Origin of the sequence: Sphingomonas sp. UNC305MFCol5.2 (genome assembly GCF_000712135.1) — a bacterium.
Taxonomy (GTDB): domain Bacteria; phylum Pseudomonadota; class Alphaproteobacteria; order Sphingomonadales; family Sphingomonadaceae; genus Sphingomonas.
Genome location: NZ_JOOE01000001.1, coordinates 778,686 through 800,955, shown reverse-complemented (window position 1 = coordinate 800,955; position 22,270 = coordinate 778,686). Strand labels below are relative to the sequence as shown.

The following is a 22,270-nucleotide window of genomic DNA, read 5'->3' as shown; positions in this document are numbered from 1 at the left end:
CCGGAACGGGGAGGGGGACCATGGGCAGCATGGTGGAGGGGGCCTGCCGCAAAGGGTATCCCATGAGGAGAGCCCCCTCCGTCAGCGCATTGCGCTGCCACCTCCCCGCGCCGGGGAGGATCAAGGCAACACCGCTTTCGGAAATCCCTTCCAGGCTGCGTCGTAATCCGGCTGCGCCCGCTCCAGCGCGAACCGGGTGGGCCGATACGGCCAGCACGTTTCGACCATGAACGCCATCGTCCCCTCGATCTTGTGCGGTTTGAGGTCGGCGTTCGACGCACCCTCCCAGCTCGCCAGATCGGGCCCGTGCCCCGACATCAGATTGTGCAGCGAGAGCCCGCCCGGCGCAAAGCCTTCCGCCTTGGCGTCGTATGCGCCGGTGATCAGCCCCATCGCTTCGCTCATCACGTTGCGGTGGAACCAGGGTGGCCGGAACGTGTCCTCGGCCACCATCCAGCGCGGCGGGAAGATCACGAAATCGGCATTTGCGCGCCCCGGCATGTCGCTGGGCGAGGTGAGCACAGTGAAGATCGACGGATCGGGATGGTCGAAGCTCACCGTGTTGATCGTGTTGAACCGCGCGAGATCGTAGCGCCACGGGGCGAGATTGCCGTGCCACGCTACCACATCGAGCGGACTGTGATCGAGCGTCGTGGTCCACAGGCTGCCGAGATATTTCTGAACCACCTCCGTAGCCTCGTCGCGGTCCTCGAACCACGCGGAAGGAGTCTCGAAGTCGCGCGAGTTGGCGAGTCCATTGGCGCCGACCGGCCCGAGATCGGGCAGCCGGAACAGCGCACCGTGGTTCTCGGCGACATAGCCGCGCGCCTCGCCATCGGGTAGTAGCGCACGGAACTTCACGCCGCGGGGGATCAAAGCGATCTGGCCGGGTGCGATGTCGATGCGGCCCAACTCGGTGAGCAGCGTCAGCCGGCCTTCCTGGGGAATGAACAGCAATTCCCCATCGGCATCGACGAAGACCCGACCGGTCATGTCCTTGTTGGCGGCGTAGAGATGCACCGCGACGCCTTCGAGATCGGCGGCGTCGCGATTGGCCAGCATCGTCGTCATGCCGTCGATCAGGTCGGTCGGTTCGGCAGGGCCGGGGATGGGGTCCCAGCGCAGGCGATTGGGGGGCAGGGGCGCCTGCACGGTGCCGGGGGCGAAATTTGCCGCGCCTTCATAGCGCACGAAGGGAGGATGTTCGGCGGTCGGCCGCAGGCGATAGAGCCACGAACGCCGGTTCTCGTGCCGCGGCGCCGTGAAGGCGGTTCCCGAAATCTGTTCGGCATAGAGACCGAAGGCGGGTTTCTGCGGGCTGTTCCGCCCAACCGGCAGTGCGCCGGGCACGCCCTCGGTCGAGACATGGTTGCCGAAGCCGGGGAAGTAATCGGTCATGCAGGCTCCTCGGATTTGGGTGACCCTATCCCCATCCGTCATCCCGGCGAAAGCCGGGATCGCAGGCGAGAGGAACCTGCCGCACGAGACCCCGGCTTCCGGCGGGGTGACGGCTGGCGGCTCAAGCGTCGACCTTGATCACCCCACGCCGGATCTGATCCAGCTCGATGCTCTCGAACAGCGCCTGGAAATTGCCGTTGCCGAAGCCTTCATTGCCCTTGCGCTGGATGATCTCGAAGAAGATCGGGCCGAACATGTTCTCGGTGAAGATCTGCAGCAATATGCCCTCGTCGCCGACATTGCCGTCGATCAGGATGCGGTTCTTGCGCAGCCGTTCGAGGTCCTCGCCGTGGCCGGGGACACGCTTGTCGACCAGCTCGTAATAGGTCTCGATCGTGTCCTGCAGCTTCACCCCACGGGCGCGGAGGCGTTCGACGGTGTCGAAGATGTCCGGCGTGGTCAGTGCGAGGTGCTGGATGCCTTCGCCATGATATTCGCGGATGAATTCCTCGATCTGGCTCTTGTCGTCCTGGCTTTCGTTGAGCGGGATGCGGATGGCCTTGTCGGGGGCGATCATCGCCTGGCTGAACAGTCCGGTCGCCTGGCCCTTGATGTCGAAATACTTCTGCTCCTCGAAGCCAAACAGCGTCTTGTAAAACTCGCTCCACACCCGCATCTGGCCGCGGCGGACATTGTGGGTGAGGTGATCGAGCAGGTCGAGCCCGACATTGTTCTTCGCCTCGGCTTCCTGCCAGCCGGGGATCTCGGCCCAATCGGCGTAGAGGTCGATGCCGTCTTGAATGAAATAGAGATACGAGCCGCCGATGCCCTCGATGACGGTATCATCCTCGATGGTGGGCTTGGCGCCGTTCTCCAGCGCCCATTTCATCGCGGCTTCGGGATCGGCGACGCGGAACGCCATCGCGCTGGCCGAGGCGCCGTGCTCATTGCGGAACTGCGCGACGCGGCCGTCGGCATCGCGGTTGAGCATCAAATTGATGCGGCCCTGCTTGTAGCGCGTGATGTTCTTGGTGAGGTGCCGGTGCGTCGGCACGAAGCCGAGCTGCTCGAACTGGCGCGCCATCGCAAGCGGATCGGGCGAAGTGAATTCGACGAACTCGAAGCCGTTGAGGCCCAAGGGATTTGCAGGATCGGTCATGGCGCCGAAATACCCGCGCCGCAAGATAGTGTCAATTGATACTAACTGCGCTTGAGCACGGGACTAGAGCCCTTCGCCGCCAACCCAGTGCGCGTTGGAGAGGCGGCGGGCGACATTCCATGTCTGGGTGCGGATGTCGGGTACTGCGACAATCTCCCAGAATGCCCCTCGCGTCATCGGGCCGAGCGCATAGAGATCGGGGTTGGGCCTGCCGCCGGCGTCGATCGTCTGCCCCTGATTGTCGACGTCGATGCCGAGATGCGCCGCGTCGGGCCGGATCAGCCCTCGCGCGGCAAGCTTCTGGAGCAGCGGCTCTTCGGTGCGGGCGAGATCGCCCAGGGGACCGGTGCAATTGACGATGCGCTGGGCGAGCAAAGTCTCGATCGTATCCGCGCCGCGACGGCGGAGCTGGACATGGATGCCGTCGGCCTGCTCGTCGAATCCGAGCGTCTTGCCGGCGATCACTTCGAGCTGGCCGCGTTCGATCACCGCCATCAACCGGGCATGGACTTCGGGCGCGAGACGGTGGCGATGGACGTCCCACCATGGGCGCAGATGGCGGAGGAAGCGGGCGCGCTCGGCCTCGCTGGCATTGCCCCACATCGCCTGCGTGAAGGGTCGGAGCTCGTCGACCGCATTGCGCCAGCCGATCGCCTCGCCGCGGTCGCGCACGGTCTGGAGGAGGCGTGAGGCGGTGGTCGCGGGGCGCTCGTCGATCTTCTGCCAGTCGCTGGCCGGGGCATGGGCACGCGGCAGCAATCCACGCCGCGAGAGCGCGACGATTCTGCCCTTGAAGCCACGCGCATCGAGCAGCAGAACGACGTCGATCATGGTGAGGCCGGTGCCGATCACCAATACCGTGTCGTCGGGGCCGAGATTTTCGGGGACCGATGCGTGCCACGGATCACCCTTGTAGCGGTGCGTCGACAGTTTTTCGGGATCGAGCCCCGGCGGATCATGGGGCGGCAGATTGCCGACAGCGAGGACTGCCGCATCGGCTTCGAGCACGCAGTCGCGAAGCTGGACGGTGACGCCGCCGTTGAGATCGAGATCCTGGACCTCGTCCCGCACCAGCGTGAGCCGCCCGCTCGGATCCTTGAGCGCGGCTTCGAGCAGCTCGCGCAGATATTCGCCATAAGTGACGCGCGGGATGAAGGCGGCAGGCGCGTCCTGCACGCCGCGCGCTTCGAGCCAGCGGACGAAATGCGAGGGATCGTCCGGAAACGCACTCATGTTCGCGGCGCGGACGTTGAGGACGTGGCTCGGATGCGCCGCGCCGTAAGCGAGGCCGGTGCCCGCCACCGGCGCGCGCTCGATCAGCGTGGCGCGCGGGCCTTCGTGGCGGAGCAGGTTGATCGCCTGCAGCGTGCCCGAAAAGCCCGCGCCGATGATGGCGACGTGCTCGATCATGCCCCGCGCTCCCGCTCAGATTTCGTATTCGATCTGCCACTCGGGCTGCTGGAACGCCGGGCGCTCCTGCGAGAAAGCGGGCTGGCGCGCCTTCATCTGGCTGTAGAGTTTCTTGACCGTATCGCTCGCGGTACGGGCGAACAGGAAGGGCAACACCGCGTGCACCACGCAGGCCGCGCCCCCGAAGATCATGCTGAAGCCGAAGCGCGACGCGGTGGCGGCGTGCTCGCCATAGCTCTCGCCGACGCTGCGCGGGTGAGAGAGGAAGAAACGGTCGATCATGGCCGCTGCTTAGGCCGATGCGCCGCCGCTGTGAAGCGCAAGGGGCTTGCGGCCGCGTCGGCATGCGGTCAGTTAGCGATAACAGAACAAGGGGAGCGATTCATGGCCGAAGCAGCGGGGCAGCCCGACCACCACCAGGCGACGCAGAACGAGAAACTGGTGATCGCGGCATCGTCGCTGGGCACGGTGTTCGAATGGTATGATTTCTACCTCTACGGGCTCCTCGCCACCATCATCTCCGCCAAGTTCTTCTCGGGCGTCAACGAGACCACCGGGTTCATCTTCGCACTCGCCGCCTTCGCCGCGGGCTTCGCGGTGCGGCCGTTCGGGGCACTCGTGTTCGGCCGAATCGGCGATCTCGTCGGCCGGAAGAACACCTTCCTCGTCACCATGGCGATCATGGGCCTCTCGACCTTCACCGTCGGCCTGCTGCCCAGCTACGCCTCGATCGGCGTCGCCGCGCCGGTGATCCTGATCGTGCTGCGACTGGCGCAGGGCCTTGCGCTGGGCGGCGAATATGGCGGCGCCGCGACCTATGTCGCCGAGCATGCCCCCAACGACAAGCGCGGGCTCTATACCAGCTGGATCCAGACCACGGCGACGCTCGGGCTGTTCGCAGCCCTGCTCGTCGTGATCGGCACTCGCTCGATCATCGGCGAGGAAGCGTTCGGCGACTGGGGCTGGCGCGTGCCGTTCATCGTCTCGATCATCCTGCTCGGCGTTTCGCTGTGGATCCGGCTCCAGCTCAACGAGAGCCCGGTGTTCCAGAAGATGAAGGACGAAGGCACCACGTCCAAGGCGCCACTGACCGAGGCGTTCGGCCAATGGGGCAACCTCCGCGTCGTGCTGATCGCCTTGTTCGGCGCGGTCGTGGGGCAGGCGGTGGTCTGGTACACCGGCCAGTTCTACGCTTTGTTCTTCCTTGAGAAGACGCTGAAGGTCGATGGCTGGACGACCAACATCCTGATCGCGATCGCGCTGGCGATCGGCACGCCCTTCTTCGTCTTCTTCGGCTGGCTGAGCGACCGGATCGGGCGCAAGCCGATCATCCTCGCGGGCTGCGCGATCGCGGCGGCAAGCTATTTCCCGCTGTTCGGCATGCTCACCGAAGCCGCCAACCCGGCGCTTGCGCATGCACAGCGCGACGCGCCGGTGACCGTCACCGCCGATCCCGCCGAATGCTCGTTCCAGTTCGATCCGATCGGCAAGAACAAGTTCGATCGCTCGAGCTGCGACATCGCCAAGGCGTTCCTCGCCAAGCAGGGCATCGGCTATCGCAATGTCGAGGCGCCGGCGGGCACGACCGCCATGGTGCAGATCGGCGCGCAGCGGATTCCCGTCTATGATCCGCGCAAGGAAGTGCTGACCGAAGGCGCCGTCGCGACGATCGGCATCGCCGATTTCCAGGATGCGGCCAAGGCGGCGCTGGCGGAAGCCGGCTATCCGGCGAAAGCCGATCCCGCCGCGATCAACAAGCCGATGGTCGTGGCGGTGCTGACTGCGCTCGTGCTGCTGGTGACGATGGTCTACGGCCCGATCGCGGCGATGCTCGTCGAACTCTTCCCCAGCCGCATCCGCTACACGTCTATGTCGCTGCCATATCATATCGGCAATGGCTGGTTCGGCGGCTTCCTGCCGGCGACCGCGTTCGCGATGGTCGCGGCGACCGGGGACATTTACTACGGTCTCTGGTATCCTGTGGTCGCGGCGATCGTGACGCTGTTGGTGGGCCTCTTCCTGCTCCCCGAGACTCACAAGCGCTCGATCGACGATTGACCGGCGTCGCCGCGCGCCTGCATTAGGCGCGCGGCTCTTGGGAAAGTGCGTTCTTGCGGATCGTGATCGTCGACGACAGCGGCTTGCGCGCGACCGTGCTCGAGGAAGGGCTTCGGGACGCGGGCTATGACGATTTGCATGTCGTGCCGCCGCAGGGCGCCTTCGTGGCGAAGATCGAGCGGATGGCGCCCGACGTGGTGCTGATGGATCTCGGCAGCCCGAGCCGCGACACGCTGGAGGAGATGCTCGCGGTCAGCCGTGCGCTGGCCCGGCCGATCGCGATGTTCGTCGATCAGTCCGACGATGCGATGATCGGCGCGGCGATCGATGCCGGGGTATCGGCCTATGTCGTCGATGGGCTGCGCAAGGATCGCGTGAAGCCGATCCTCGATCTCGCGATCCGGCGCTTCAATGCCTTTGCCCGGATGCAGAGCGAGCTCGACGAGGCACGGACCGCGCTGGCCGATCGCAAGACGATTGATCGCGCCAAGGCGATATTGATGCAGACGCGCGGGCTGTCCGAGCCCGAAGCCTATACGCTACTGCGCTCGACCGCGATGAGCCAGAGCAAGCGCATCGCCGAGGTGGCCGAGGCACTGATCACCGCCCACAGCCTGCTCGGGGGGCAGCCATGACGCCGCTATCGATTGCCTTCCTCCCGCTCACCGACAGCGCGCCGCTGGTCGCCGCGCGGGCGAAGGGCTTTGCCGAAGCGCAGGGGATCGACCTCAGCCTGGTGCGCACCACGTCCTGGGCGACCCTGCGGGATCGGCTGGTCTACGGGCAGGTGCAGGCGGCACACATGCTCGCGCCGCTCGCCATCGCCGTGAATCTCGGCCTCAGCCAGCATCCCGCGGCCCTCTCGGCGCCGTTCAAGCTCAACGTCAACGGCAACGCACTGGTGATGACGCCCGAATTCGCGCTGGCGCTCGATCCGGAGCCTGCGACGCGCGTGCAGGATCCGGTGGCGACGGCGCACGACTTTGCCAATGCGATCGGGCTCTACCGGCGCAAGCCGGTGATCGGGGTGGTCCATCGCTTCTCCAGCCATGCGCTGATGCTGCGCTATTGGCTTGCTTATGCCGGCGTGGATCCCGACCGCGACGTGAGCCTGCGCGTGCTGCCGCCTTCGTTCATGGTCGAGGCGTTGCGGCTGGGCGAGATAGACGGATTCATCGCCGGCGAGCCGTGGAACAGCGTCGCGGTGGCCGAGGGCGTGGGCGAAATCATCGCCGCAGGCGTGAACATCTGGCGGCGCGGCGTCGAGAAGGTGCTCGCGATGCGTACCGACTGGATGGAGAACAATGCCGAAACGGTCGATCGGCTGCTGGTCGCGGTATCGCATGCCGCGGCGTGGTGCGACGATCCGGCGAATCGCGAGGAACTGGCGCAATTGCTCGAGCGGCCGGAACATGTCGGTCAGCCGGCCGAATGGATCATGACTGCGCTGAGCGGCCGGTTTGTGCTGCGCCGCGGCAACGCGCCGGTCGAGATTCCCGACTTCCTGTTGTTTCACCGCGAGGCCGCGGGCTTTCCGTGGCGGAGCCAGGCGCTGTGGATCTATTCGCAGCTCGTGCGCTGGGGGATGGTCAAGTCCGACGCCGCCATCGAGCGCCAGGCCGCAAACGTATTCCGGCCCGACATCTACCGCCGCGCGCTGGGCGGAGCGGGGCTGCCGATGCCCGGAGCGAGCATGAAGGTTGAAGGCGCGCTGGCAGCGCCGCTGCCGGTGGGTGCCCATCAGGGGGCGCTCACGCTCGGTCCGGACCGCTTCTTCGATGGCGCGGTGTTCGATCCAGACGATATCGGCGGATACCTTGCTGCACTTGCGCGCTAATCACAGATAAGTTTTTTGCACTTGCGAAATGTTTCTGGATGATGAACGTATGAACCGACACGCGATGTAGCGCGTCCATGGAGGGCTGGCCCAGCGCCGGGACGGCCTTCCCCAATATCATCAGCAAAGCCGCTGTCCGGTCCCTGCATGTGCATGAGGCCGGAGGCGGCTTTTTTCGTGCCCGCAAGGGCATTTGGGGAGTTCGGGCGATGAAGATTGCAGAACTGATGCGCGAAGGTTTCGATTATGCCGGGGGTGGCGCGGACGTGGATCCGCGGCCGGCCCGGGCGAAGTCGAGCTTCTGGGAATCGGGACACACGCCGACGTTGATCGCGGCGTTCCTTTATTTCGATCTGGCGTTCATGGTCTGGGTGCTGCTCGGGCCGCTCGCGCCGGAGATCGCCAAGACGCTGCACCTGACTGCGGCGCAAAAGGGACTGATGGTGGCGACGCCGACCTTGGCGGGGGCCCTGCTGCGCGTCGTCAACGGGCTGCTGGTCGATCGGATCGGACCCAAGCGCGCCGGGGCGATCAGCCAGGTCATCGTCATCGTCGGCCTGTTCGTCGCCTGGGTCATGGGCGTGAACAGCTTCGCCGGCACGCTAGCACTGGGCGTGATCCTCGGTTTCGCCGGGGCCAGCTTCGCGATCGCCTTGCCGCTGGCCAGCCGCTGGTACCCGCCGGAGCATCAGGGCAAGGCGATGGGCCTCGCCGGCATGGGCAATTCGGGCACCGTGCTCGCCGCCTTGTTCGCGCCGACGCTCGCCAAGCTCTTCGGGTGGAATTCGGTGCTGGGGCTGGCCTGCATTCCGCTGGCGATCGTCTTCGTCGCATACATGTTCATGGCGAAGGATGCGCCCAATGCGCCCGCGCCCAAGAACCTGACGGCCTATTTCCAGCCGCTCAAGACGCCCGACGCATGGTGGCTGATGGGCTTCTACGCGGTGACCTTCGGCGGGTTCGTCGGGCTGGCGGCGTCGCTGCCGATCTACTTCACCGACCGGTTCGGGCTGACCACGATCACTGCGGGCTATTGCACTGCGGCCTGCGTGTTCGCCGGATCGCTGGTGCGGCCGCTGGGCGGCGCGCTGGCCGACCGGATCGGCGGCGTGAAGGCGCTGTCGGCCGTGTTCGTCGTCGCGGCGCTTGCGCTGGCGGGGGTTAGCGCGGCGCCCACGGTGGCGAGCGCACTTGCCCTGTTCGTCCTCGCGATGCTCGCGCTCGGCACGGGCAACGGATCGGTGTTCCAGCTCGTCCCCCAGCGCTTCCAGGCCGAGATCGGCGTGATGACCGGGCTCGTCGGCATGGCCGGCGGCATCGGCGGCTTCTATCTCGCCTCGTCGCTGGGCTTCGCCAAGCAGCTCACCGGAAGCTTCTCTGCGGGGTTCCTGATCTTCGCAGGGCTGGCACTGGTGGCGCTGGCCGGACTGATCCTGGTCAAGGCGCGCTGGCGCTCGACCTGGACCAGCGGCGCGCGTATCTGAAACTGTGAGGGACGGGGGCCTGGCCTCCGTCCCGCATAAGGGGACCGACATGAAATTCACGTTGTTTACGGCGACCGCTTTGGTCGCCGCGGGGCCCGCTTGTGCCCAGGAGATCAAGCCGCTCGCCGAGGCGCGTGCCCGCTACGAGCATGTCGAGCAGGACGGGCTCGCCCAGGATGCCGAGGCACTCACGGTGCGGGTGCGTGCGGGCGTGCAAGCCTCGACCGGGCCGTGGACCGCACTGGTCGAAGCGCAGGGCACAATGGCAGTGATCGACGATTATTATGACGGGCTCCACGGCGCCGCGACGCGGCCGCTGGTGGCGGATCCGGAAAATATCGCGCTCTACCGCGCCCAGCTCCAGTACAAGACCAAGGCGTTCGCGGTCACGGCCGGGCGGCAGCGGATCGCACTCGACGACGAGCGCTTCGTCGGGAACGGCCCTTTCCGCCAGAATGCCCAGACCTTCGATGCGGTGCGGCTGGAACTGACGCCGCTCAAGGGGCTCAAGGCCGATGTCAGCTATGCCTGGGACGTGCGGACGATCTGGGGCGTCGAGGGCATCGGCGCGCGCCAACCGGGTATCGGGGGCGACAATATCTTCGCCAATCTGTCGTACGCGACGCCGGTCGGGACCCTCACCGGCTTTGCCTATCTGATCGATCAGGACGAGGCCGTGGTGCAGGGCTATCGGCTGTCGAACCAGAGCTATGGCGTGCGGCTGGCAGGCGCGCAGAAGCTGTCGGCGGCGGCGAAGCTATCGTACCAGGCGAGCTACGCGACCCAGTCCGAATATGGCCGCAATCCCAACGATTATCGCGCGGACTATTATCTGCTCGATGCCGGGCTGGAAGTGTCGGGGGCCAAATTGGGTGCGGGCTATGAAGTCCTCGGCGCCGACAAGGGCGTGGCGTTGACCTCGTTCCAGTTCCCGCTCGGCACCAATTTCAAGTTCCAGGGCTGGGCCGACAAGCTGCTGACCACTCCGCCGGACGGCGTGCGCGATCTCTACGGCAGCCTGGGCTATGGGTGGAAGGCGGCGGGGCCGTTCAAGGGCGTGTCGCTGCAGGCGGTCTATCATCGCTTCGAGAGCGACCGGCTGATGCGCCATTATGGCAACGAGCTCGATCTGCTCGCCAGCGGCAAATTGGGCAAGACGACGCTGTCGGTGCGCTACGCCGATTACAATGCGGACCTGTTCGCCACCGATACGCGCAGGCTGTGGTTGCAGCTCGATTGGGCGCTTTAATGCTGCAATGCAAAATTCGCACTTGAACTCGTTCGCGCGAATCAGCATCATGGCGCTGATCGGGCAAGGGCGCCCGAACGAGACATAGCTGCCGCTCCCAAGGTCGGGAACCGGTGGTGCATCGATCGGCAATTGCCGGTCAGGGTGAATTGGCAAGGCCGCCATGCAGGCGTCGGAACTCTCCGACGGCCCGCATGGCGGCCTTTTTGCGTTCTGGAGTTTGGGCATGGAGCTGATTGGCGAAGGCTGGACCGGCGAGGCGGCGGAAGGGGCACCCGAAGTGCCCGTGCGGCGCGAGCATCTGGTGGTGGTCGGCAACGGCATGGCGGGATGCCGTGCGGTCGAGGAACTGCTGGCGCGTGACCCGAACCGCTATCGGGTGACGATCTTCGGCGCCGAACCGCATGTGAACTACAACCGGATCATGCTGTCGCCGGTGCTCGCGGGCGAGAAGACCTTCGAAGAGATCGTGATCAACGGCCATGACTGGTACCGCGACAACGGCATCGAGCTGATCTCCAGCGACCCCGTGACGGCGATCGACCGCATCGGCAAGACAGTCACTTCGCGGAGCGGCCGCACGCTCGGCTTTGACAAATTGCTGATCGCCACCGGCTCCGATCCCTTCATCATCCCGGTGCCCGGCAAGGACCTGCCCGGCGTGATCAGCTTCCGCGACATGAGCGACGTCGACGCGATGCTGGCTGCGGCCGACAAGGGCGGCGACGCCGTGGTGATCGGCGGCGGCCTGCTCGGGCTAGAAGCCGCGCACGGGCTCAGCCTGCGCGGCATGAAGGTCACCGTGCTCCATTTGATGCCGACCTTGATGGAGCGCCAGCTCGACGAAGCGGCGGGATGGCTGCTCAAGTCGGCGCTCGAAGCGCGCGGCCAGACGATCCTCACCGGGGCAGACACTGCCGAGATCCTCGGCACCGACGCAGTCGAAGGCGTCAAGCTCAAGGACGGCCGGGTGATCCCGGCCAGCCTCGTGGTCATGGCGGTCGGCATCCGCCCGAACACCGCTTTGGCCCGCGAAGCCGGTCTCGCGGTCGGCCGCGGCATCCAGGTCGACGATCACATGGTGACCAGCGACGCCAATGTCCTCGCGGTCGGCGAATGCGTCGAGCATGCCGGGCAGGTCTATGGCCTCGTCGCGCCGCTCTGGGAGATGTGCCGCGCGCTCGCCGACGGGCTGGTCGAGAAGCATAGCGGCTACAAGGGCTCGGTCACGTCGACCAAGCTCAAGGTCTCGGGGATCGACGTCTTCTCGGCGGGCGATTTCTCGGGCCGCGACGGCGCCGAGGACATCGTCCTGCGCGACGCCAGCCGCGGCGTGTACAAGCGCGTGGTCGTCAAGGACGACCGCATCGTCGGCGCCGTGCTCTACGGCGATACCGCCGACGGCAGCTGGTATTTCGACTTGCTCAAGAAGCAGGAGGACGTCTCGCAGCTCCGCGACGTGCTGATCTTCGGCCAGGCCTTCGCCTCCGGAGGTGGGCAGGCGGACCCTAAGGCGGCCGTTGCGGCGCTCTCGGATGATGCCGAGATCTGCGGCTGCAACGGCGTCTCCAAGGGGCAGGTGGTCGCCTGCATCGAAAAGGGCGCATGCAGCCTCGATGCGGTGCGCACCGGCTGCAAGGCCTCGGCGAGCTGCGGCTCGTGCACCGGGCTGGTCGAGAATCTCCTCGCGCTGACGCTCGGCGACGAAGTCCAGGCCGGGCCGAAGACGATGTGCAAGTGCACGAGCTTCGGCCATGACGACGTCCGCCGCGAGATCGTCGCGCAGGGCATGCGCTCGATCCCCGAAGTGATGCAGAAGCTGCACTGGTCGACGCCCGACGGGTGCTCTTCGTGCCGGCCGGCGCTCAATTACTATCTGCTCTGCGCATTGCCGGGCGAATATGTCGACGACCAGCAGAGCCGCTTCGTCAACGAGCGCATGCACGCCAACATCCAGAAGGACGGCACCTATTCGGTCGTCCCGCGGATGTGGGGCGGGCTGACCAACCCCACCGAGCTGCGCGCGATCGCCGACGTGGTCGAGAAATACAATGCGCCGATGGTCAAGGTGACCGGCGGCCAGCGGCTCGACATTTTCGGGATCAAGAAGGAGGATCTGCCCGCGGTCTGGGCCGATCTCAACGCCGCCGGGATGGTCTCGGGCCATGCCTATGGCAAGGCGTTGCGCACCGTGAAGACCTGCGTCGGCTCCGAATGGTGCCGCTTCGGCACGCAGGATTCGACCGGCCTCGGCGTCAAGCTTGAGCGCGGCTTCTGGGGCAGCTGGATGCCGCACAAGTTCAAGATGGCGGTCTCGGGCTGTCCGCGGAACTGCGCCGAGGCGACGATCAAGGATTTCGGCGTGGTCTGCGTCGATTCGGGCTACGAACTCCATGTCGGCGGAAACGGCGGCATCCATGTCCGCGCGACCGACCTGCTGGTGAAGGTCGCGACCGAGGAGGAGGCGATGCATTACGCCGCCGCCTTCGTGCAGCTCTACCGCGAGGAAGCGCGCTATCTCGAGCGCACCGCGCCGTGGATCGAGCGGGTCGGGCTCCAGTACGTCAAGGACCGCATCGTCGAGGATGCCGAGCTCCGCGACGCGCTCGCCGCGCGCTTCTGGTACTCGCAGACCTTCAGCCAGGACGATCCCTGGGCCGAGCGCGCCTCGGGCGAGGAACGCGAACAACATGCGCACATGGCCGCATTCAAACCCCGTCTGGAGGAAATCGCATGATCGGCGAGTGGCTCGATATCGGCTGGCTGAACGAAATCCCCGTGCGCGGCAGCCGCACCGTGCCCGTCGACGGCGGCGAGGAGATCGCGGTGTTCCGCACCGGCGACAATCAGGTGTTCGCATTGGTCAATCGCTGCCCGCACAAGGGCGGCCCGCTGAGCCAGGGCATCGTCCATGGCCACAGCGTCGCCTGCCCGCTGCACAATTGGAACATCGCGCTGAAGACCGGCGAGGCGCAGGGCAACGACAAGGGCTGCACCCCGGTGATCCCGGTCAAGATCAACGCCGGCCGCGTGCTGATCTGCCGCGCGGGTGCGTTGAAGGCGGCGGCGTGAGGGTTTTCATTCTTGCTCCCCTCCCTTTTAGGGAGGGGCTGGGGGTGGGTGGCGAGCGTAGCGAGCCCCCCACGCTATCGGTATGCGCGTCGGACGGGGCATCGAGCCCCGCCCGACGCCACCCACCCCTAACCCCTCCCTTGCAGGGAGGGGAATAATGACGGCGATCCGCACCACCTGCGCTTATTGCGGCGTCGGCTGCGGCATTCTCGCGACGCGCACCGGTGAACGTTCGGTCGAGATCAAGGGCGATCCCGAGCATCCCGCCAATTACGGTCGGCTCTGTTCGAAGGGCACGCATCTCGGTGAGACGGTCGGCCTCGAGGGGCGGCTGCTTCACCCGATGATCGGCAATCGCCGGGCAAGCTGGGACAAGGCTCTCGATCTGGTGGCGAAGCGCTTCCGCCAGACGATCGCCGAGCATGGGCCGGACAGCGTCGCATTCTATGTCTCGGGCCAATTGCTCACCGAGGACTATTATGTCGCCAACAAGCTGATGAAGGGCTTCATCGGCTCAGCGAACATCGACACAAATTCGCGGCTGTGCATGTCGAGCGCCGTGACCGGGCACATGCGCGCGTTCGGCGAAGACGTGGTGCCGGCAAGCTATGACGATTTCGACGCAGCCGATCTGTTCGTGCTCGTGGGTTCGAACACCGCCTGGTGCCATCCCGTGGTCTATCAGCGCATCCGCGCGCGCTGCGATGCGGGCGCGAAGCTGGTGGTGATCGATCCGCGGCGTACCGAGACCGCCGACGAAGCGGACCTCCATCTGGCGATCAAGCCGGGTAGCGACGTCGCGCTGATGAACGGCCTGCTCGCGCATTGCCGCACCAACGGACTGATCGACGAAGCTTACCTGTCCCGCAGCGTCAGCGTACCCGACGACTTCTGGGACAAGGTTGGAGAGGGGAGCGACCTGTGGTCGGTGGCGCGGGCTTGTGACTTGCCGCCCGCCGACCTCAGGCGCTTCTTCGAATTGTTCGCCGCGCATCCACGCACGGTGACTCTGTTCAGCCAGGGCGTGAACCAGTCGCTGCGCGGCACCGATCAGGTCAATGCGATCGTCAACGTGCATCTCGCCACCGGCCGGATCGGCAAGGCCGGCGCGGCGCCGTTCTCGATCACCGGCCAGCCCAATGCGATGGGCGGGCGCGAAGTCGGCGGGCTCGCCTCGACGCTGGCGGCGCATATGGATTTCGCGGCCGAGAACGTCGCGCGCGTCGAGCGCTTCTGGGCGGCCCCGAGCATGGCCTGCAAGCCGGGCCTCAAGGCAGTCGACCTGTTCCGCGCCGTCGGCGAGGGCCGAATCAAGGCGCTCTGGGTGATGGCGACCAACCCGGCGGTGTCGATGCCCGACGCGGGGCGGGTGCGCGAGGCGCTGGCGGCGTGCCCCTTCGTCGTCGTCTCCGACGTGATCGCCGAGACCGACACGAGCAAATTCGCCCATGTCCGGCTGCCCGCCGCCGCCTGGGGCGAGAAGGACGGTACGGTCACCAATTCGGAGCGGCGGATCAGCCGGCAGCGGGCGGTGCTCGACTTGCCGGGAGAGGCGAAGCCCGATTGGTGGATCGTCAAGGAGGTCGGCCGGCGGATGGGCTGGCGGACCGCGTTCGCTTATGACCGGCCCGCCGAGATATTCCGCGAGCATGCCCGGCTCTCGACGTATCAGAATGACGGCGCGCGGCTCTTCGCGCTGCCGGGGCAGGCGGCGCTCGGCAACGCGGCCTATGACGCGCTCGAGCCGTTCCGCTGGGGCGGCGAGCCCTTTGCCGACGGTCGCTTTCCCACTGCGGACGGCAAGGCGCGGCTGGTGCCGGTTCGGCAGGGGCCGGTGGCCGAACCGCTGGCCAAATGGCCGCTGACGCTCAACACCGGGCGCTATCGCGACCATTGGCACACGATGACGCGCACCGGATTGAGCCCGAAACTCGCCCGGCACCGCGACGAGCCGCTGGTCGAGGTGCATCCTGACGATGCCGCGGAGCTGGGCCTCGCCGATCGCGGACTGGCGCGCGTGTCGACTCCGCAGGGCGACAGCGTGTTCCGCGTCACGCTCAGCACCGGCCAGCGGCGTGGCGAGCTGTTCGTGCCGATCCACTGGACCGACCGGCAATCGACCGGCGGGCGCACCGGGCTGCTGCCGCGGCCGCTGGTCGATCCGCATTCGGGGCAGCCCGGGTTCAAGTCGACTCCGGCCGCGATCGCGCCGGTGGCGGTCGAATGGCGCGGCTTCCTGCTCGCGGCAGGCGAAATCAAGCAGCCCGAGTGCCTGTGGGCGACGCGGGTGCAGGTCGCCGGGGGCGTGCTCTACGAAATCGCGGGTACCGGCGATCCGGCGCAGCTCGACGCGCTGCTGCCCAAGGGCGAGCGGGTCGAGGCAGTGGATCGCGCGCGCGGCTCGCGGCGGGTGGCCGTGCTGAAGGACGGGAAGCTCGCGGCGGCGCTGTTCGTCACGCGCGAGGGGCTGTTGCCGTCGCGCGAGTGGCTGATCGCGCAGATCGGCGAGGCCGCGAGCCCCGCCGTGCTGGCGGGCGCACCCCCGGGCGCGCGCGAGGATCGCGGGCCGATCGTCTGCCTGTGCTTCGACGTGGGACTCAAGACGATCGTCAGCGCCGTCGCCAGCCAGCAGCTGACCAGCGTCGAGGCAGTCGGCGCGGCATTGTCGGCCGGCACCAATTGCGGCTCGTGCCGCCCGGCGATCCGCCGGTTGATCGAGCAGAACAGGAGCGTCGCCAATGCATGAGGATGGCATCGGGCTGGGCGAGGTCTGGCTGGTCGGCGCGGGGCCGGGCGATCCCGATCTGCTCACGCGCAAGGCCGAGCGGTTGCTGCGCGCGGCGAGCGTGGTGTTCTACGACGCGCTGGTGGGCGAGGGCGTGCTGGCACTGATCCCCGATCATGTGCGCAAGGTGCCGGTTGGCAAGCGTTCCGGCCGGCATTCGAAGGACCAGGGCACGATCGACGCATTGCTCGTCGAGGCGGCACTGGCGGGCGAACGCGTGGTGCGGCTGAAGGGCGGCGATCCGTCGATGTTCGGGCGTTCGATGGAGGAAGTGGCGGCGCTCGCGGAAATCGGCGTGCGCGCGCATATTTGCCCGGGCGTCACCGCGGCCAGCGCGGCTGCCGCTTCGGCGGGCATTTCGCTGTCGTTGCGCGGACTGGCGCGGCGGGTGCAGTTCGTCACGGCGCATGCCCGCGCCGGCGAACCGCTCGATCTCGACTGGGCGCAGCTCGCCCACCCGGCCTGCACCACGGCATTCTACATGGGGCGATCGGCGGCGAGCGACATCAGCCGCGAGCTGATCGCGCATGGGCTCGATCCCAAGACGCCGGTGCTGATCGCCTGCGACGTCAGCCTGGCGAGCGAGCGCTGCCTGCGCACCCGGCTCGATCTGCTGCCGCTGGCGGTGCGGAGCGTGGCCGAGAACAAGCCGACCCTGATCCTCGTCGGTGAAGCGGTCCGCCAGAACGACGCGGCCGAGATCGCGCAGATCGCGGCGCAGGCGCACCGTTGATGCGCGTGCTCGGCGCGATCCTCGCCGGCGGCAAGTCGCGGCGGTTCGGTACCGACAAGGCGCTTGCGCTGCACGAGGGACGCTGCCTGATGGGGCATTGCATCGAGGCTTTGCGCGAACAAGTGGACGATCTCGTCGTCTGCGGGCGCGCGTGGCCAGGACTGGTATCGCTGCCGGATCGCCCCGTCGCCGATGCGGGACCGCTGGGCGGGCTGAACGCCGCTTTGCATTATCCAGGGTTTGATGCGGTGCTGTGCGTGCCGGTAGATGTTCATCCCTTGCCAGGGGACCTGCGACATATGCTGGAAGGCGGCGAGGCCAGGGTGCTGGCGTCGCAGCATGCGATCGGGTTTTGGCCGAGGCGGCTCGGGTCGGTGTTGGATGCGCATTTGGAGCGGGGCCATCGCGCGATCGGCGGCTGGATCGCGCATACCGGCGCGATCCGCCTGCCCGATGCGGCGCTGGCGCTGGTCAACATCAACACGCGCGCCGATCTATCGGCTCTCGCCGCCTAGATCCCGCGCGTCAGCGCGTCGATCGCATCCACATAGCGCCGCCCGACCGGCACCGTGTTGCCGCAGGAGAGGTGGATCAGCGCGCGGCCGGCACCGTCACGACAGACCTGGCGGACGTTGCGCGCGTTGATCACGGTCTGGCGGTGGACGCGAATAAAGCCCTGCGGCGCGAGGCGATCGGATAGCTCGCTAAGCGTCGCGCGGACGAGATGCGCGCGACCATGCGCGACGATCTCGCTGTAATTGCCCGCCGAGCGGATCAGCACGACATCGTCGGCACGAATACGGAGCAGCGGCGATTCGGGGAAATCGAGCCACTCGCCGGGCGCGGCCGGCGTCGGCGGGGCGAAGCTTGGCTCGAATCGCGGTGCGCGTGGCAGCCGCGCGAGATGCTGCTCCCATGCCAGCAGCACCAGCAGCATCGTGGTGCCGAACATCGCCACGCGGGGCAGGAAGCCCGAGAAATCCGGGGTCGGCGGAAGCCCGCAGCCCGGATCGACCGGGGCGGCGAGGATCTGAGTCGAAAGCGCATCGACGATCGCCACCGGGACAAAGGCGAGCGCGACCAGCAGCAGGCGCGAACGCTGGGGCGCCAGCATCATCTCGCGCAGCCGGTCGCGGAACACCCAGCCCAGGGTGATCAGCGCGCCCCAGATCAGCGTGACGGTGATATCGCCTTCGGGATTCGGCGCGGCCGAGCGGTGCGCCGGCACGCTTTCGTCGCCGCGCACGCCATAGCCGAGCAGGAACGCGAGGCCGGCCAGCACGGCGGCGCCGGTGCCGGAGATTTGAAGATCCGAAATCGACTCGCGGGGCCTCGTCGCCATGCGCGCACGATAGCGCGTGCATGCGCGCGCGCGAACATCCGTTCGTCACGCCTGCGTGACGTTCGTCCCAATCCGCTCCCGGAGGTGCCGCGCCCGGGGGCATCCGATCGGCCGAGGGGCGAACGAAAGGACTATGGACGATGCGTATTTCCCTCTGTTGTCTGTCGTTGCTCGCCACTCCCCAGGCCTTTGCCCAGCAGGCTCCGGCGCCGCAGGGCCGCGATGTCGTCCGCGCTGCCGATGACGCGTTCGGGCGCCGCGTGGGAGTAGAGGATGTCGGGCTCTACAGCGAGGCCGAAGTGCGCGGCTTCGATCTGCAGAGCGCGGGCAATTACCGTATCGAGGACCATTATTTCGTCCGCGCGACCGGGCTGCCGCTGACGCTGATCGACGGTACCGCGATCCGGGTGGGCGCCAACGGCCTGCGCACCGATTTCGCCGCGCCGTCGGGTGTGGTGCAATATGACCTGCCCGATGCCGCGCCGGGCACGCAGGGACGGATCGAGGCGGGCTGGCTGGGCGGCAGCGGGCCCGTGCTCGACGCGCGCTTGGCCACGGCCACGCCGGACGGCCGCCTTGGGATCGTCGGAAGCGTCAGGCTCAATTTCCTGCAGGACTATACCGACGGCACCGGTGGCGATTTCTTCACGGTGGGAATCGTCCCGCGCTGGTCGCCGCTGCCGGGCGTGAAGCTGACCGCGCTCTATGGCCGCACGTGGTTCGAACGCGGCGGCGATACGGTGTTCGCCACCGCCGACAATATGCCCCCTCCGCAAGTGGTGCGCGGCCCCGAACGCTCGCAGCCCTGGATGGAGCAACGCACCGAGACGACGCAGGCCGGGCTGATCGCCGACGTGGAGGCAGGAAGCGGCTGGCGGTTCGGTGCGTCGGCCTTCCTGTCGCGCGCCGACGACCAGCGGACCTATTTCAATCTGGTCCGCTTCCCCGCCGATGGCGGGCCGGCCGAGGCGATCTCGCAGGCGTTCGGCGACGAGCGCTTCCAGTCGATCTCGGGCGAAGTCACCGCGGCGAAGAGCTTCGCCACCGGTGCGCTGAACCACCGGGTGATCGCAATGGCGCGTCTGCGCGACAGCCGGGCGCGGACCGCACCCGGCACCGCGCTGCCGACGGTGCTCTATCCCGATGTCGATGCGCCGGTGGCGATACCGCGCCCCGATTTCGCAATCGATCCCCGGCGCAAGCGCGACACGGTGCGCCAATATGCGGGCGGGATCGGATATCGCCTGTCGATCGGCAGCGCTGCCGAGCTGCGCGCCGACGTCCAGCGCGCCGAATATACCAAGACGGTGCGCGCGCTCGAAGGCACCGAGCGGCGCGAGACGTCCCGGCCGTGGCTCTACAGCGGCTCGGTCACCGGCGGGATCACCTCGCAGCTGACGGCGTTCGCCAGCTATGCGCGCGGGCTCGAGGAAGCGGGCGTCGCCCCCGGCAATGCCGTCAATCGCGGCGAGGTGCTCCCCGCGGCGATCTCGCGCCAGGCGGAGCTGGGGGTCAAATATGTCATCCCGGGCGGCCCCGCGCTGATCGCCGGACTGTTCGACATTTCCAAGCCGCTGCCGGGCCTCACCGCCGACGGCATCTATGGCTATGTCGGCGAAGTGCGGCATCGCGGCGTCGAGCTTTCGCTGGCCGGCCCGATCACCGATCGGCTGAGCGCAGTACTGGGCGCGACCTATCTCGATGCCGAGATCAATGGCGAGCTGGTCGACAGCGGCGCGATCGGCGCGCACCCGATCGGCCGTCCGGACAAGATCGCGCTCGCCAATCTGACCTGGCGGGTGCCGGGGATCGAGGGATTGACGCTCGACGGCGGAGTCACTTTCCGCGGCGAACGCTACGCCAATCGCGCCAACAGCGCGACGCTGCCGAGCTACGCGGTCTTCCAGGCCGGGCTGCGCCAGCGCTTCGAAGTGGACGGCACGCCGCTGACGGTGCGCGCACGCGTGACCAATCTGTTCGACAAATTCGTGTGGAACGCGAGCAATGCCGGGCTCTTCACGACCAACAACAAGCGCGTGCTGACGCTGACTCTCACTGGGGAGATTTGAACGCTAGAGCCCGCGCGTACCCGGCCGGAACCGGTCATGGCGGGGGAGGTCGTCGCCTGCCTCCGCCCAGCCTACACGGCTGGCATAGAAGATATGGAAGCCCGGCATCACTGCGTCCGGCGCGTCGAGCGTCGCGATGCTGAAGTCGACGGTCTCGGGCTGGTGATCGACCTGCATCAGGAAGGGCGTGCCGCAGCGTGTGCAGAAGCGGCGGTGGCCGAAGTCGCTCGACGCGATCTTGCCGACCAGTCCGGCCCCTCGCGTGAAGACGAAATCGGCGACCGGCACGGTGGCGAAGGCCATCGCCGGGCTGCCGGAATTCAACTGGCAGGTGCGGCAATGGCACCAGCCGCCGTCGAACGGTTCGGACTTGAGCTGGTAGCGAACCGCCCCGCACAAGCACCCGCCTTCCATCGCGTCAGCTCCGATAATCGGCATTGATCGAGATATAGCCGTGCGTCAGGTCGCAGGTCCACACCGTGGCGCGGCCCTCGCCCAAGCCGAGATCGACGCCGATCTCGATTTCCTGGCCCTTGAGGTGCGCGGCGACCGGCGCCTCGTCATATCCGGCGACCGCGAGGCCGTCGCGGGCGACCTGGGTGGCGCCGAAGCGGATCGCCAGCCTGTCACGCTCGGCGGGTTCGCCGGCCTTGCCCACCGCCATCACCACGCGGCCCCAATTGGCGTCCTCGCCGGCCACCGCTGTCTTCACCAGCGGCGAATTGGCGATCGACATGGCGATGCGATGGGCGCTGCGATCGGACTCGGCGCCCTCCACAGTGATCTCGATCAATTTCTGCGCGCCTTCGCCGTCGCGCACGACGAGCTGGGCGAGCTGATGGCAGAGATCGGCGAGCGCGGCCCGGAAGGCATCGGCGCCTGCGTCCTCATCTTGCGCCAGCGGCGCGTTGCCCGCCTTGCCAGTGGCGAAAGCGAGGATCGTGTCGCTGGTCGACGTGTCGCCGTCGACGGTGATGCACGAGAAAGTCCTGGTGTTCGCGTCGTTTAGCGCGCGTTGCAGAAATTCAGGCGCAACCGCGGCGTCGGTGAAGACGAAGCCGAGCATCGTCGCCATGTCCGGCGCGATCATCCCCGAGCCCTTGATGATGCCGACCAGGTTGACGGTGCGCCCGTCGACCACCGCGCTGGTCATCGCCGCCTTGGCGAAGGTGTCGGTGGTCATGATCGTCTCGGCCGCGGCTTCCCAGCTGCACGGCTCGGCGGTGAAGGCGGCGGCTAGGCCGGCCTCGCTCTTGTCGATCGGCAGCGGCACGCCGATCACGCCGGTCGAGGCGAGGAAGACGTCCGAGGGATCGCAGCCGAGATGCCGGGCGGTGCGCGCGGCGAGGTTCTCGACTGCGGCGCGCCCGCGATCGCCGGTAAAGGCGTTCGAGTTGCCGGCATTGACCACCAGCGCGCGCGCCTGTCCCAATACCAGCGCCTTGCGGCACCATTCCACCTCGGGCGAAGGGCAGCGGCTCTGGGTGAGCACCCCGGCGACGCTGGTGCCTTCGTCGAGCGTGACGAAGGTCAGGTCACAGCGGTCCCAGGTCTTGTAGCGCGCGCGGGCGATACGCGGCGTGACGCCGGGGATGACCGGGAGGTCGGGGAAGGCGACAGGGGCGAGGGGAGAGCGTTCCATAAGCCTGCCATACAATGCTTGCTTCGCCACGC

General features: G+C 67.2%; 18 protein-coding genes. 11 read left to right on the top strand and 7 right to left on the bottom strand.

Annotation, left to right across the window (positions count from 1 at the left end):
• Positions 1–120 precede the first annotated feature (120 nt).
• From hmgA to BR78_RS0103840, 4 genes are all read right to left on the bottom strand, one after another.
• The gene (hmgA, locus tag BR78_RS0103855) at positions 121–1,398 is read right to left on the bottom strand and encodes a homogentisate 1,2-dioxygenase (RefSeq protein WP_029935044.1); all 1,278 of its coding nucleotides are present in this window, start codon (positions 1,396–1,398) and stop codon (positions 121–123) included.
• A 121-nt stretch (positions 1,399–1,519) separates the two neighbouring features.
• Positions 1,520–2,557: a 4-hydroxyphenylpyruvate dioxygenase gene (gene hppD, locus BR78_RS0103850; protein ID WP_029935042.1), complete on the bottom strand. Its 1,038-nt coding sequence runs from the start codon at positions 2,555–2,557 to the stop codon at positions 1,520–1,522.
• Between the two features lie 63 nt (positions 2,558–2,620).
• Positions 2,621–3,967 (bottom strand): FAD/NAD(P)-binding protein, encoded by a 1,347-nt coding sequence (locus tag BR78_RS0103845; protein WP_029935041.1) that lies wholly within the window; start codon positions 3,965–3,967, stop codon positions 2,621–2,623.
• Between the two features lie 15 nt (positions 3,968–3,982).
• Positions 3,983–4,249 (bottom strand): DUF6356 family protein, encoded by a 267-nt coding sequence (locus BR78_RS0103840; RefSeq protein ID WP_029935040.1) that lies wholly within the window; start codon positions 4,247–4,249, stop codon positions 3,983–3,985.
• A 102-nt stretch (positions 4,250–4,351) separates the two neighbouring features.
• Between BR78_RS0103840 and BR78_RS0103835 the strand changes: the two genes are divergently transcribed.
• From BR78_RS0103835 to mobA, 10 genes are all read left to right on the top strand, one after another.
• The gene (locus tag BR78_RS0103835) at positions 4,352–6,025 is read left to right on the top strand and encodes an MFS transporter (RefSeq protein ID WP_029935039.1); all 1,674 of its coding nucleotides are present in this window, start codon (positions 4,352–4,354) and stop codon (positions 6,023–6,025) included.
• Positions 6,026–6,078: 53 nt separating this feature from the next.
• Positions 6,079–6,660, top strand: a complete 582-nt coding sequence (locus BR78_RS0103830; protein ID WP_029935038.1) for an ANTAR domain-containing response regulator — start codon at positions 6,079–6,081, stop codon at positions 6,658–6,660.
• The gene (locus BR78_RS0103825) at positions 6,657–7,862 is read left to right on the top strand and encodes a CmpA/NrtA family ABC transporter substrate-binding protein (RefSeq protein ID WP_029935037.1); all 1,206 of its coding nucleotides are present in this window, start codon (positions 6,657–6,659) and stop codon (positions 7,860–7,862) included. The genes BR78_RS0103830 and BR78_RS0103825 overlap by 4 nt, the downstream gene beginning before the upstream one ends.
• A 227-nt stretch (positions 7,863–8,089) precedes the next feature.
• Positions 8,090–9,346, top strand: a complete 1,257-nt coding sequence (locus BR78_RS0103820) for a nitrate/nitrite transporter (protein WP_051683242.1) — start codon at positions 8,090–8,092, stop codon at positions 9,344–9,346.
• Positions 9,347–9,395: 49 nt separating this feature from the next.
• Positions 9,396–10,595, top strand: coding sequence for an alginate export family protein (locus tag BR78_RS0103815; RefSeq protein WP_029935025.1), 1,200 nt, complete (start codon positions 9,396–9,398; stop codon positions 10,593–10,595).
• Between the two features lie 226 nt (positions 10,596–10,821).
• Positions 10,822–13,332: a nitrite reductase large subunit NirB gene (nirB, locus tag BR78_RS0103810; RefSeq protein ID WP_029935023.1), complete on the top strand. Its 2,511-nt coding sequence runs from the start codon at positions 10,822–10,824 to the stop codon at positions 13,330–13,332.
• Positions 13,329–13,667 (top strand): nitrite reductase small subunit NirD, encoded by a 339-nt coding sequence (gene nirD, locus BR78_RS0103805; protein WP_029935022.1) that lies wholly within the window; start codon positions 13,329–13,331, stop codon positions 13,665–13,667. The genes nirB and nirD overlap by 4 nt, the downstream gene beginning before the upstream one ends.
• A gap of 157 nt (positions 13,668–13,824) precedes the next feature.
• The gene (locus BR78_RS0103800) at positions 13,825–16,413 is read left to right on the top strand and encodes a nitrate reductase (protein ID WP_029935017.1); all 2,589 of its coding nucleotides are present in this window, start codon (positions 13,825–13,827) and stop codon (positions 16,411–16,413) included.
• The gene (gene cobA / locus BR78_RS0103795) at positions 16,406–17,185 is read left to right on the top strand and encodes a uroporphyrinogen-III C-methyltransferase (protein ID WP_029935016.1); all 780 of its coding nucleotides are present in this window, start codon (positions 16,406–16,408) and stop codon (positions 17,183–17,185) included. Before BR78_RS0103800 ends, cobA begins: the two co-directional genes overlap by 8 nt.
• Positions 17,185–17,700 (top strand): molybdenum cofactor guanylyltransferase, encoded by a 516-nt coding sequence (mobA, locus tag BR78_RS0103790; protein WP_037565924.1) that lies wholly within the window; start codon positions 17,185–17,187, stop codon positions 17,698–17,700. Before cobA ends, mobA begins: the two co-directional genes overlap by 1 nt.
• On the opposite strand, the gene BR78_RS0103785 is transcribed toward mobA, so the two are convergent.
• A complete protein-coding gene (locus tag BR78_RS0103785) occupies positions 17,697–18,527 on the bottom strand; it encodes a LytTR family DNA-binding domain-containing protein (RefSeq protein WP_029935014.1) in 831 nt (276 codons plus the stop codon). The genes mobA and BR78_RS0103785 overlap by 4 nt on opposite strands.
• Before the next feature lie 140 nt (positions 18,528–18,667).
• Here BR78_RS0103785 and BR78_RS0103780 point away from each other — a divergent pair, with 140 nt between their 5' ends.
• Positions 18,668–20,596, top strand: coding sequence for a TonB-dependent receptor (locus BR78_RS0103780; RefSeq protein WP_081855596.1), 1,929 nt, complete (start codon positions 18,668–18,670; stop codon positions 20,594–20,596).
• Positions 20,597–20,599: 3 nt separating this feature from the next.
• Here the strand turns inward: BR78_RS0103780 and BR78_RS0103775 are convergent, their stop codons facing one another.
• Complete coding sequence (locus tag BR78_RS0103775; protein WP_029935012.1) at positions 20,600–21,034, bottom strand: GFA family protein; 435 nt, start codon at positions 21,032–21,034, stop codon at positions 20,600–20,602.
• Complete coding sequence (gene argJ / locus BR78_RS0103770) at positions 21,015–22,238, bottom strand: bifunctional glutamate N-acetyltransferase/amino-acid acetyltransferase ArgJ (RefSeq protein WP_029935011.1); 1,224 nt, start codon at positions 22,236–22,238, stop codon at positions 21,015–21,017. Before argJ ends, BR78_RS0103775 begins: the two co-directional genes overlap by 20 nt.
• Between the last annotated feature and the right edge of the window lie 32 nt (positions 22,239–22,270).